General features: G+C 69.9%; 10 protein-coding genes and 1 tRNA gene. 5 read left to right on the top strand and 6 right to left on the bottom strand.

All coding sequences use genetic code 11. From position 1 onward, the window contains the following. Both ABWI04_RS18120 and ABWI04_RS18115 read left to right on the top strand, forming a co-directional pair. On the top strand, positions 1–473 hold a 473-nt coding region (locus ABWI04_RS18120; protein WP_353833123.1), incomplete at its 5' end, for an RcpC/CpaB family pilus assembly protein. 117 nt (positions 474–590) lie between these two features. Next, entirely contained in the window at positions 591–1,010 is a 420-nt protein-coding gene (locus ABWI04_RS18115) for an MscL family protein (RefSeq protein WP_345173384.1), read from the top strand. Positions 1,011–1,026: 16 nt separating this feature from the next. On the opposite strand, the gene ABWI04_RS18110 is transcribed toward ABWI04_RS18115, so the two are convergent. Together ABWI04_RS18110 and ABWI04_RS18105 are read right to left on the bottom strand one after the other, a co-directional pair. Continuing rightward, complete coding sequence (locus tag ABWI04_RS18110; protein WP_345173383.1) at positions 1,027–2,064, bottom strand: D-alanyl-D-alanine carboxypeptidase family protein; 1,038 nt, start codon at positions 2,062–2,064, stop codon at positions 1,027–1,029. Between the two features lie 82 nt (positions 2,065–2,146). Beyond that, positions 2,147–2,587, bottom strand: coding sequence for a hypothetical protein (locus tag ABWI04_RS18105; protein WP_353833122.1), 441 nt, complete (start codon positions 2,585–2,587; stop codon positions 2,147–2,149). Between the two features lie 127 nt (positions 2,588–2,714). Here ABWI04_RS18105 and ABWI04_RS18100 point away from each other — a divergent pair. Continuing rightward, positions 2,715–2,787, top strand: a tRNA-Arg gene (locus tag ABWI04_RS18100). 378 nt (positions 2,788–3,165) lie between these two features. Here ABWI04_RS18100 and ABWI04_RS18095 read toward each other — a convergent pair. From ABWI04_RS18095 to ABWI04_RS18085, 3 genes are all read right to left on the bottom strand, one after another. Beyond that, the gene (locus ABWI04_RS18095; RefSeq protein WP_345173380.1) at positions 3,166–3,591 is read right to left on the bottom strand and encodes a hypothetical protein; all 426 of its coding nucleotides are present in this window, start codon (positions 3,589–3,591) and stop codon (positions 3,166–3,168) included. A gap of 280 nt (positions 3,592–3,871) precedes the next feature. Further along, positions 3,872–5,140: a hypothetical protein gene (locus ABWI04_RS18090; protein ID WP_353833120.1), complete on the bottom strand. Its 1,269-nt coding sequence runs from the start codon at positions 5,138–5,140 to the stop codon at positions 3,872–3,874. A 359-nt stretch (positions 5,141–5,499) separates the two neighbouring features. Next, the gene (locus ABWI04_RS18085; protein ID WP_378188585.1) at positions 5,500–6,165 is read right to left on the bottom strand and encodes a TetR/AcrR family transcriptional regulator; all 666 of its coding nucleotides are present in this window, start codon (positions 6,163–6,165) and stop codon (positions 5,500–5,502) included. A gap of 188 nt (positions 6,166–6,353) precedes the next feature. Between ABWI04_RS18085 and ABWI04_RS18080 the strand changes: the two genes are divergently transcribed. Continuing rightward, positions 6,354–7,595: an oxygenase MpaB family protein gene (locus tag ABWI04_RS18080; protein WP_353833119.1), complete on the top strand. Its 1,242-nt coding sequence runs from the start codon at positions 6,354–6,356 to the stop codon at positions 7,593–7,595. A 299-nt stretch (positions 7,596–7,894) separates the two neighbouring features. Further along, a complete protein-coding gene (locus tag ABWI04_RS18075) occupies positions 7,895–8,413 on the top strand; it encodes a GNAT family N-acetyltransferase (protein WP_353833118.1) in 519 nt (172 codons plus the stop codon). Between the two features lie 71 nt (positions 8,414–8,484). On the opposite strand, the gene ABWI04_RS18070 is transcribed toward ABWI04_RS18075, so the two are convergent. After that, positions 8,485–9,930 carry a M1 family metallopeptidase gene (locus ABWI04_RS18070; protein ID WP_353833117.1) on the bottom strand — a complete coding sequence of 482 codons (1,446 nt, stop codon included), beginning with the start codon at positions 9,928–9,930 and terminating at the stop codon, positions 8,485–8,487. Positions 9,931–10,161 lie beyond the last annotated feature (231 nt).

Genomic DNA, 10,161 nt, shown 5'->3' with positions numbered 1-10,161 from the left:
GAACGCCCCTCGCCCCGGCCGACCTCCGCCCCCTCGACCTGCCGCCGTCCGCCGTCCCGGCGGGCGCGCTCCGCGCGGGCGGCGCCGGCCGCGTCCTCGCCGGCCCCATGCGCCGCGGCGAACCCCTCACCGACGCCCGCGTCGTCGGCGCCGGGCTCCTGCGCGGCTACGGCCCCGGCACGGTCGCCGCACCGGTCCGCCTGGCCGACGCGGGCGCCGCCCGCCTCGTCCGCCCCGGCGACCGCGTGGACGTCCTGACCGTCCCGTCCGAGGGCGCCCCCGCGAACGGCCCGCGCCCCCGCTGGCCCGCCGCCCGCGTGGTGGTGTCAGAAGTGCCGGTCATAGCGATCCCGCCCCCGGACGAGAACGGCCCCGAGGAGGGCGCCCTGGTCGTCCTGGCGACCGACCGCCCCCAGGCCGTCGCCCTGGCCGGCGCCGCCGGCCCCCTCGCCCTGACGATCACCGCCCCCTGACCCCGCGCAGGTGAGAGGGGTCGACTTGGCGAATCAGGCATGACTTCATTACGATCCGTAGCCGTTTCACGCGCCCCGCCAGCCGGGGGCGCGACCCCCACAACCCCTGGAGCCGACATGAGCGGATTCAAGAAGTTCCTCTTCCGCGGGAACCTTGTCGAACTCGCGGTGGCGTTCGTCGTCGGAGCGGCGTTCGCCGGGCTCGTGAAGGACTTCGCGAACTCCTTCATCACCCCGCTGATCGCCCTTCTCGGCGGCAAGCCCGACTACACGCGCCTGGCCGTCAGCATCGACGGCACCACGTTCCCCTACGGGGTCTTCGTGACATCGGCGATCGCGTTCTTCATCACGGCCCTGATCGTCTACTTCCTGGTCGTGCTCCCGACGACCAAGCTGATCGAGCGGATGGACCGCGGCAAGGAGGCCACCGAGCGCGAGTGCCCGCAGTGCCTCAGCGACATCCCGGTGAAGGCGCGCCGCTGCCGCTACTGCACGGCGGAGGTCGTCCCCGCCGACGAGGTGCCGTCCCCCCGCTGACGCCGGGCGGCCCGGCTCATCCGTTCTCCGTCCCGAACTCCCAGTGCCAGGGCTCGAACGGGTTGCTGTAGGCCCAGGCCGGGTGGATCCATCCGTACTTCCCGGCGTGGGCCTCCATCCAGTTGAACTGGACGGAACCCGAGCTCTGCACACCACCGCACAGGTCGAGCGCCTGCCCCTTGCCGTGGTTGCTCGTCCCGGGAACGGCCGCGAAGCCGGGCCGCTGCGCGTAGACACGGTGCTGGTCCGCCAGGCTGCGGTAGGCGTCCGTCACGCACATGTCGCGCCCGAAACTGCGCTTGTACGCCTCGTTCAGCTTGTAGAAGGCGAGCGCCGCGTCCGCCCGCAGCATGTGCCCGTTCTTCTGCGGCAGAGGGCACAGGTACTTCGACGGGATGAGCCCGTTGGGGAACTTCCTCGCATCCCTCGCCAGGGACTTGTCGCACCCGAGTTCGAGCCGCTTCTGCCGCGTCACCGCCAGCTTGTCGAGCATCGCGTTGAGCTGCTTGGTCAACTGCGCCGACCGGTTCTTCAACCCCTCCACCTCCTGCTGGAGGCGGGTCTGCTCGACCGCGTTGCGCGACTGCAGCTCCTGCGCCGTGGAGGCGAGCCGCTGCCGCCGGTCCTGCAGCTCGTCGGCACGGTCCACGAGCGCCTGCTGCGACCTCGCCATGAGCGTCACGTCCGCCGTCGAGCGCAGCGCCGTGCTCGGATCACCGCCCCCGAAGATCGCCATGGAACCGGCCGCGCCGCTCTGCTGGTAGGAGGTGTTCGCGAGCCGGGCCAGCGGCTCGCGTATCCGGTTCAGCTCGGCCTCGGCCCCGGCGAGGTCCTTCAGCGTGGCGCGCAGCTTCACCTGGGACCCGGCAAGGTCCTTCTTCCGGGTCTCCATCTGCTTCGTGGCCTTCTCTAGCTCGGTGCGCGCCTTCGTCGCCTCGCGGCGCAGCGACTCGAGCGAGTCGGCCCCCGCGGCCGCGTTCGCGGCGCCGTGCGGTGAGAGCGTCGCCATCACCAGGAAGACCGCGGTCAGCGCCGCCGACCGGGGGTTCGGCACGGTGGTTTTCCTCCTGATGCCCAAAAGCGGAACAGCGCCAGAACGCTACTACAGGATCTACGATGACCTGTCCGTAATCGGTTCAGCGACTTCGGTGATGTTCGCACCACCGGCGCATCCACCAGACGTCCTCCCAGCCGGCAGGGCACGGCCGCCGCCCACGCGCGGACGGGGAGGGGGTGGGCGCGGGCGCGGGGCTCGCCCTCCGCGGCGTCACCGCCGGCCTGGGCGCCCGCCTCGGCGGCTTGGTCGCCACCTGCGGCTCCGTCTCCGGCGGCACGTACGTCCCGAACGTCGGCTCGCCCTCAGGCCCCGGCGCCACGCTCCGCGCGGGCCCGCCCGCCGACTCCGGCCTCTCCCGCGCGGGCTCGTCCCGCAGCCCGAACGCGATCGCCGACGCCACCAGCACGGGCACCGCGAATGCCGCGGCGACGACCGTGATCCGCCTACCGCGCGGCGACTCCTCGCCCGCCGATTCCCGGGCGTCCAGGTCCTTCGGCTGCCCTCGATGCCGTCCCGTCACGGAACGGAAGCGTACCCACACCGCCCCCGCGCGGCCTAGGGTCCGGCGCATAACAGGGAGCGCCCACCACTCCCCTTCCCCTACCCTGTAGGTGCCGTCCGCTACGCTCTACCGCGAGCGACGACACGCCTCCGTAGCTCAGGGGATAGAGCACCGCTCTCCTAAAGCGGGTGCCGCAGGTTCGAATCCTGCCGGAGGCGCTTTCATGACCACCGCGAAAGGTCCCTGGCCGGCATGAGCGCCGCGCAGGGCTTTCGCTTCCTCGGAACGGGCGCGGTTTCCGTGCGGGGCGCCGTCCCCAAGGCATGTTGCTCACGTTTCCCGGTGCGGGCTCGGCGGGCGTGCGGGCGTCTTTCAACGAAAGTGGCCCTCCTCCCGGGGGAGAAGGGCCACTTCGGTGAGAAGCGCGCCATGCGGGACGGCACGCTCAAGTGAGAATCGGCTCGGCTGAGCCGAAGGTTTCGCGATCGGCGTCCGGCGTCACGCCGGGGCCGTAGATGAGGGGGCCGCACCAGCCCCCTCATCTCGGTCATCTTGACGATGGAGCCGCGCAGGCCGGGGGGCCTAGGGCGCGGTTCTCACACTCGCCAGTCCGCAGCGGAGACCAGCGCGGTGTACTCCACCCAGTCGTACCCGTCCCGGGTGTACTCCTCCCGGAGGTACTTGAGCAGGCCGTACTCCCGCACGTAGCAGCCCACCGGCGTGTACTCCACGACGGTGATCCACAGGATGGCGATCCGCCGCACGGTGACCCGCACCACGAGGAACTCCACCACGGTGACGCGCATCGTGGCGAGGTCGAGCACGGGGATCCACACCCGGTCGTACTCCACCACGACCAGCTCCACCAGGACGAAGTCGATCTCGGTGAAGCCGCCCCCGGGGAAGCTCACCCCGGTGAAGACGGGCCAGGTGAAGTCGGGCCCGGCGTAGCGGGTGAGGGGGAAACCGTTCCCGCGACGGGAGATCTCGGGACGGTCGTTGGTCGGGATCATGATGATCACGCAGCCTTCCGGGCTTTAGTCACGAACTGCACGAGGCAGAAGCCCTGCCGAGCAGGACCTGATCAAGACCGTACGGCGCCGAGGCCGGAAGGCAACCGGGCCGAAAGCGCGACCCAGGTCATATTCCGAAAGGCCTTCGGCTCGCCCGGCGGCGCGGCATGGGAAAGGCCGGGCGGCGCGTGAGTGCGCCGCCCGGCCTTCGGGTGGACGGGTCGAGTGCCCGGACCGGCCCTAAGGCGGGCCGGGCCTGATCATTACCGGCCGTGAGACCGCCGCACGATCAGCTTTCTCGCGGCGAACCGGCCAGCCTCTCGATGAACGCCTCCCTGGCCGTGTCATCCCGCAGTTCGTCGAACTCCGTCCAGACGGTCCGCGCGGTTTCGGCGGACAGGCCGGCGGCTTCGACGGCGTCGGCGAGTTTGACGTTCATGCCCCACCGGGCCGTCCGCCAGCAGTACGTGCTGACGAGTTCGCGGAGCCCCGGATGCATGGCGTCCAGGTTTCCGGCGATCCAGTCCCGGGTGTTCCGCACCATTCGCTCGTGGCCGGGGCGCAGCAGTTCCTGGACGTCCGCGCCGCGCCGCTCGCGAAGGGCCACGGACCGCGCGTGATTCCCGATGGCCTCGCGGACGGCGCGCAGCACCCCCTCCTGGACCCGAGGATCCGTGTAGCGGGCGGACCGGTGCACCGGATTGACCCCCTTCGTCAGCGGGTGGTCTCGGAACCATCCCTGCACGGGGTGGCCCTGGGCGTCGATCCGGTCGGGTGTCAGTTTCGGCCCGCTGGTCAGAACCTCGATCACCACGAGCGCGTCGTTCGCCCGGAAGGTCAGACCTTCCAGATCCGGGTCGTCCGGCAGCACGAGCAGGTTCTTGCCGCCGTCGCTGCCGGCCGCGTCGAGGTCGAACAGGTACCCCCGGTCCGCGTGCGGGTGCGGGTCGAAGTACGCCGCCGTCCGGAACAGGTACAGCCCGCGCACCAGGGTTCCCCTGGCGGTCGGCCAGTACATCTGCTTCAGGGCCGCACGGGCCGTGCCGCGCATTCCGTTGTCGAGCAGGATGACGTCCTGCCGCGGTTCGGGCTCGTCCACGGGCAGGCCCCGCCGACGCAGGAGTGTCGTCAGGTTCCGAGCGGCGTCGGCGATCTCCTCGTCGGAGGGGGCCTTCCACGCCATCGTCCCGAGCATGGCGTCCAGCTCGGGGAAGGTCCTGCCATGGTGGCGCTTCAGATCCGCCAGTGCGCTCCTGACGACGCTCCGGTTGATGGGGATCTCGATGATGTCCAGCCCCGGCTCGAAGGCGAGGACGATCATGCGGCAGTTCTCGCCGTCGCGGCCGACCGACGCGAGGGTCGCGCCGTTCGCGGCCGCCGCTCGGATGTCTCCGAGCATGCGGTGGACGGCCCGGACGTAGAACGGTGCGATGGTCTCCCATGCGGCGTCGTACGCGTCGCGGAGGGCGGACGCCACGGCCTCCCGGTCGGTTTCCGACGCGAACCGGAAGAGCCCTTCGGTGTCGAGGATCGACCTCAGCGAGGCCTCTCGTTCCATTTTATCTTGTTTGTTCAAGCTAGTCGCCATTGCGACACACTTCCCTTTTCTTTGAGTTCCTTTTGCGGCCTTTGCCGCAAAGGACATAGTACTTACTTAATGCCCGACGTCAAGCTTCCAGCGCCACGCATCCGTCCATGTGGACGCAGGTCAGCCCCATATCACAAAGGGCCCTCTCCCGTCACGCAGAGCCGCACATCGACGCCATTTCATTCACCATGGCGCTCCGCCCGGCGGAGAATGGAACGGTTCGCCATGGCGGCGCCGCGAAGGCTCTTCCATGGCGGCGGGAAAGGGTCACAAGGGTCGCCCGCGGCGACATTTCGCCGCGCGAGGGCGCCGACCGCGGCCTCGACAGGTCAGGGACGGTCGAGACGGGGCTCTCTCGGTTCCAGCATCGGGACGAGGAAGCGGTGGGCCAGGGCGGCCAGTCGAGCGTCGTCGTCGAGGTCGATGATGTGGCTGGGAACCGCCAGGAGCGAGCCGGATATCCGGACCATCATCTCGGCCACGAAATCGATGTCCAGGTCGCTCGACACGTTGCCGGCGCGCTGCTCGCGGCGGAGCTGGTCGGCGACGAACCGCCGCACGGTGGCGAGGGTCCGGCCCCCGTCACCGGTCAGGGAGGGCAGGAGCAGGTCCGGTTCCGTGGCGATCAGGCCGCCGATCAGAGGGTTGCCCCGGATGGCGCGCAGCGAGCTCACGAAGCCGAGGACGACCCGGTCGGCGGCCGTCTCGGCCTCCCGGATGTCGATGAGGAACCGGTCGAAATAGCGGCGGAACTCCCGCCGCACCACCTGCTCCACCAGGGCGTCCTTCGTGGCGAACCGCCGGTAGACGGTGATCCGCGAGACGCCGGCCCGCCGGGCCACGTCGTCCATCGTGGAGCGCTGGATGCCCATCCGGCAGAACTGCGCGTAGGCCGCGTCGAGGACGCGCGACCGGGTCTCGTCCACGTCGTCGACCTGTTCGACGGCCTCGACGTACACGCTCTCCAGCAGCGACCCCGAGTCCGACGACCCCATGAGGAACGACAGCACAGGTTCCACGATCCCCTCCCGAGACACCGATTCTGCCCGAATCGTCCATGTGCGTCACGAAGGGTCTTGTGACCGAAGCCACCGTGTGCTCTCATGATGCCAGACCCTGATACACGGAAGCACGTTGTGTTTCATCGTATCAGCAGTCGTCGTCGGCCCGAGGAGGGAAAGGCATGGAACAACCCAGCAGGCGCAACGTGCTGATGACGGGCGGGGTGCTCGGGGCGCTCGGTGCGCTCAGCGTCGCGACGCCCGCCCAGGCCAGGCCGCTGTGGACGTGGTCGCCCAAGGGATCGGTCGTGGGCGCCGGCAAGGGCGTCGACCCGCGGTGGGTCTGGGACGAGGAGGCCGACCCGCTGGTCGCCTCGCTGATCGACCGGGGCGACGTCCCCAAGGTCAACATGCTGCTGAAGACCTGGACCAAGAACGGCCAGGCGCTGCCGTCCGGGCTGCCGGCGGACCTGAGGGCGTTCATCGAGAAGGCCCGGCAGCTGCCGTCGTGGGCCGACCAGACGAAGCTCGCCACCGCGTTCAGGTTCAACCAGAAGCGGGGCACCTACCTCGGCGTCAGCTACGGCTTCGCCAGCGGGATGATGAGCACGGTCATCCCCCACGAGGCGCGCGCGGTGTACTACTCCAAGGGCGGCGCGGACATGAGGGACCGCATCACCAAGACCGCCAAGCTCGGCTACGACATCGGCACCAGGAACGCGTTCCTGCCCGACGGCGAGATGATCGTGACCTGCGTCAAGACGCGGCTGGCCCACGCGGGCGTGCGCCACCTGCTGCCGCAGTCCCCGTACTGGACCAAGGTCGCCGACGAGCAGATCCCGATCAGCCAGGCGGACATGATGGTCACCTGGCACAGCCTGCCCACCACGGTCATGAAGCAGCTGAACCGGTGGAAGGTGCCGATCCCCGCCGACGAGTCCGCGGCGTTCCTGCACTCCTGGCAGCTGACCGCGCACATGCTGGGCATCCTGGACGAGTACATCCCCAACTCGTGGGACGAGGCCAACGCCCAGGCCGCGCAGGTCCTCGACCCGGTCCTCGCCCCGACCCCCGAGGGCGTCAAGCTGGCCGACATCCTGCTCCACCTCGGCGTCACCATCGACGGCGGCATCCTCACCACGCACATCCTCGGCGCGCTCACCCGCTACATGCTCGGCGACCAGATCTGCGGCTGGCTGCAGATCCCGCGCGAGCCGGTGTGGGACCCGGCCTTCGAGGCCTTCTGGCCGACCTTCGTCGCCATCAAGGAGGGCCTGCTCAAGATCACGGACGCGCCCCCCGGCCTGCTGCAGATCTACTGGGCCTTCGACGAGATCATCCGCCTGGGGACCCTGCTCTTCCTGTCGGGGGGCAACCTCCCGATCAGCATCCAGATCCCCACCACGAACAACCCGAACTACTGATCGCTTCGGTCCCACCCCACGGACTCCCGAAAGGACACGCGCGCCACGCTCCCCACGCCGGAGGCGCCAGGCAGAACCGGGCTCGGAATCCACGGATTCCGAGCCCGCGGCGGTTCCGCCCCCGGTCGACGGCGGCGGACGGCCGGCGTCTCGCCGCCGCGGAGGCGCCCGCTCGGCGGGAAAGGTAATGAGCGTGGGCGATGTCGTTACCGGTAGAGGGCACTTTTCTTGCAGGTCTGGGGAGTGGTTGTGGCGTTTAGTTTGAAATGGCGGGTATTTCCATCTGGCACACTGGGGGCGTGACGGCCACTGATCCGCTGATCCGGCTCGGGCGTCCAGGAGACGCGTCCGCTTTGGCGGAATTGCAGCACCTTCTGGACGGCGAGACGGAATTCATGCTTCTGGAACCCGGCGAGCGGGAGCCGGACCTCGACCCGCTGAAGCTGCGCCTCGCCGCCCGCGCCGAGGGCCGCGACCCGTCGTACCTGGTCGTGGCGCTGGAGGGGCCCGCGGCGGTGGGCTACGTCGACGTGTCGGTGCTCCCCTTCGCCAGGGCCCGCCGCACCGGCTACGTGGTCGCCGGCGTGCGCTCCGGCCACGGCGGGCGGGGGCTGGGCAAGGCCCTGATGGGGGCGGCACTGCGGGAGGCGCGGACGCGCGGGATGCGACGTCTGGAACTCACCGTGATGGAGCACAATCGCCGCGCTCTTTCGCTTTATCTGAATTGTGGTTTCCAGGTGGAGGGGCTCCGGCGGGCCGCGCTGGAGGCCCAGGGGCACCGGATCAACGAGTACTACATGGGCCTGCTGCTGGACTGAGCCAGGCAGGGCCGCCCCCCTGCCTCACCCACCGCGCCGGGGGCCGGCGGTGCGCCGGCCCCCGGGGCGGGTCACCAGGTGGTGGGCTTGGTCGGGCTGTGGAGCCAGGCCTTGAAGAAGGCGTCCAGGTCCTGGCCGGAGACCTTCTCCGCCAGAGCCTCGAACTCCCCGGTACCGGCGTTGCCGTACCGCTTGGTGGCCACCCAGGTGCGGACGAGGCGCAGGAACGGCCCGTCACCGATCTTGTGGCGGAGGGCCTGCAGCGTCATCGCGCCGCGGAAGTAGATCGCGCGGTGGAACAGCTGGTCGTGGGTCGGGTCGGCGATCACGAGGTCCCAGAACGGGGGCCGGTCCGGCTGGATCGGCGGCGGGTTGTCGTAGGACTGCTGGAACGACAGCTGCGCGGGCTGGCCTCCGTGCTTCTCCGCCCAGTACCACTCGACCCACTTGGCGAAGCCCTCGTTCAGCCAGACGTCCTTCCAGTCGCGCACCGAGACGCTGTCGCCGAACCACTGGTGGCCGATCTCGTGCGCCACGCCCCGCTCGACGGGCGGGCTCTGGTAGGTGGGGCGCGTCTGGGTCTCCAGCGCGTTCTCCAGGTTGAGCGGCGGGACGTTGTCGTTCTCGACGATGGAGCCGGTGCTGGTGAACGGGTAGTCGCCGAAGTAGCCGGCGAGCTCGTCCGTCACCCGCGTGGTGTGGCGCGGCGTGCTGAGCGCGTCGGGGTCGGAGGCGATCTCCGGGTCGACCGCGTCGAGCTGCGGGACGCCCTTGGGGGTGGTCGTCGTGGAGACGTCGAACCGTCCGATCGAGTTGGTCACCAGGTACGTCGCCGTCGGCCGGTCCTCCCGCCACAGGAAGGTGTCCTCTCCGTGGGCGCTCCACTGCCGGACGAGCCGTCCGTTGCCGATCGCCTTGAGGCCGTGGGGGACGGTCGTCTCCAGCGTGACCAGCGCCTTGTCGCGCGGGTGGTCGTTGGACGGGAACCAGGTGGACGCGCCGTCGGGCTCGCTCATGACCGTCGCGCCGTCCCTGGTCGGCAGGAAACCGTACGGGAGGTCGAAGACGACCGGGCCGCTGAGGACCTGCGGCACGCCGTCGTAGCGGACGGTCACGGTGAACGCGCTGTGCTTCCGCAGGCCGCGGGGCGGGGTGATCTCCAGCTCCCGCTCGCCGGTGCGGTCGAACGACGCCGCGCGGCCGTTCACCCGTACCGACCGCACGTTCATCTTGTGGAAGTCGAGGTTGAACCGGGACAGGTTCTGGGTGGCGGTCGCCTTGACGGTGGTCGTGCCGGTGAGCTCGTCGGTGCCCGGGTCGTAGGCGGTCTGGATGTAGTAGTGCGTGACGTCGTATCCGCCGTTGCCGAGATCGGGGAAGTAGGGGTCGCCCATGCCGGGGGCTCCGGGCTCGTACCGGACGTCGGCGGCCGCGGCGGGCGCGAGAAGCGCGAGCGTCGCGGCGCCTGCCGCCGTGACCGCCAGCGGAAGGCGGCCGGCGGATCTGAGAGTCGCCATCGAGTCCCTCTCCGTCGAAGTCGGACGATCGCCTCAGCGGCGACCGAGACATGATCGATAACGTGCCCGCCGGAGAAGTCGATCAAGCCTGACAAAACGATCTTGTCGCGCGAAGCGGGCTCCCGACCTCACGTCCACCTGCGCCGCCACGGGCAGCGCGGGGTGGCAGCAGGTGAAGATCCTTCGAGTCGTACGGGGTCTTCCACCTCCTGGACGATCGGCGGGCGGCCG

It is taken from the genome of Actinomadura sp. NPDC000929, assembly GCF_040492065.1.
In the GTDB taxonomy this organism is placed as follows: domain Bacteria; phylum Actinomycetota; class Actinomycetes; order Streptosporangiales; family Streptosporangiaceae; genus Spirillospora; species Spirillospora verrucosospora.
Note: the sequence above shows the minus strand (reverse complement) of the source record. Positions and strands in the feature narration are given on the sequence as shown.